Source organism: Natrinema soli (assembly GCF_028618695.1).
In genome coordinates, this window is sequence record NZ_JAQIVI010000224.1 from 403 (window position 1) to 2,082 (window position 1,680).

Genomic DNA, 1,680 nt, shown 5'->3' on the forward strand with positions numbered 1-1,680 from the left:
GGCGGTGGCATGGGCGGCATGATGTGAGACTAAATTTTGCTCTGCGGGCGCGGCTTCGCCGCGCCCTCGGCAAAATTTAGTATAAAAGCACTCCTCCTTCCGTTCCGACCCGCTGCGCGGGTCTTCACATCAGTCGTCGGCCCGCTCGCTCACCCTTCGGGTTCGCTCGCGGTGGGTTAGTGTGATGCCACCGCTATTCGACGACGCCTTCACTCGAAAAAGACCGTCAGATTACTCGTTCTCGTCGACCTCGAGATCGAACTGTTCGTTCTCGCTCACGGCGTTGAGGACGACGCTGGTGTTCGAGGCCTTGATGTCGGGGTCGGTCAGCAGCTGTTTGATCTGGTCGTTCATGCCGTCGGTGTCTTCGAACTTGCCGATGGCGATCACGTCGTAGTCGCCGGTGACCTCGTAGACGCTGGTCATCTGGCGGTGGTCGCGTAGCGTTTCCGTGACGTCGGGCAGCGCGTTCCCCTCGACCTGCAACTGGATGACGGCGGTCACGTCGAACCCGGCCGCGCCGTAATCGACGCGGGGGGTGTAGCCCCGGATGACGCCCTCGTCCTCCAGCGTGGAAAGGTGATTCGAGACGGTCGTCACCGAGACGTCGAGTTCTTCGGCGAGGCTTCGCAGGCTCGCTCGGCCGTCGCCGAGGAGTGAATTCACTAGTTTTGCGTCGAGATTTTCGTACGTCATCACATCTACCCACTCAGTGAGCCCTTTAGAACTTTACGAATATACAGTTTGACCAGGGAGAGCGAAGATTTGCTTGGAACAGCAGTGTTTTAATAAGCGGGTTCCGAGGATACGACCACGAGAACAATGACAAGCGGAAACCTCACTGACGCCGAACAGGCGGTGCTGGACGAGATCGAGGAGCAAGACGTTGACTTCCTCCGACTGCAGTTTACCGACATTCTGGGAACTGTCAAGAACGTCTCTGTGCCGGCCCGACAGGCCGAGAAGGCGTTCGCCGAAGGAATCTACTTCGACGGTTCGTCCATCGAAGGCTTCGTTCGCATTCAGGAGTCGGACATGCGGCTCAAGCCCGATCCCGACACGTTCGCGGTTCTCCCGTGGCGCCAGAAAGAGGAGAGCGCCGCCGCCCGAATGATCTGCGACGTCTACGACACCTCCACGGGCGAGCCCTTCGAGGGCGACCCGCGCCGCGTCCTCAAGAACGCGCTCGACCGCGCCGACGAGATGGGCTATACGGTCAACGCCGCGCCCGAACCCGAGTTCTTCCTCTTCCAGGAGGACGAGGAGGGCCGTGCGACCACCGAGACCAACGACGCCGGCGGCTACTTCGACCTCGCGCCGAAAGACCTCGCGAGCGACGTTCGCCGCGACATCATCTACGGCCTCGAGAGCATGGGCTTCGAGGTCGAGGCGAGCCACCACGAGGTCGCCGAGGGCCAACACGAGATCAACTTCACCTACGACGACGCCCTGACGACGGCGGACAACGTCGGCACCTTCCGCACCGTCGTCCGTGCGATCGCCGCACAGCACGACCTCCACGCGACGTTCATGCCCAAGCCGATTCCGCGAATCAACGGCTCGGGCATGCACACGCACCTCTCCCTGTTCACCGAGGACGGCGAGAACGCGTTCCACGACGACGACGACGAGTTCAACCTGAGCGACGAGGCCCACGCGTTTACCGCCGGCATCCTCGAG

2 protein-coding genes are annotated in these 1,680 nt (G+C 61.6%); one reads left to right on the forward strand and one right to left on the reverse strand.

Annotated features, from left to right (window positions below):
• Positions 1-231 precede the first annotated feature (231 nt).
• On the reverse strand, positions 232-696 hold the full coding sequence (lrp, locus tag PGX04_RS14735; RefSeq protein WP_273739201.1) for an HTH-type transcriptional regulator Lrp: 465 nt from the start codon (positions 694-696) through the stop codon (positions 232-234).
• 126 nt (positions 697-822) lie between these two features.
• Between lrp and PGX04_RS14740 the strand changes: the two genes are divergently transcribed.
• On the forward strand, positions 823-1,680 hold an 858-nt coding region (locus PGX04_RS14740; protein WP_273739202.1), incomplete at its 3' end, for a glutamine synthetase family protein.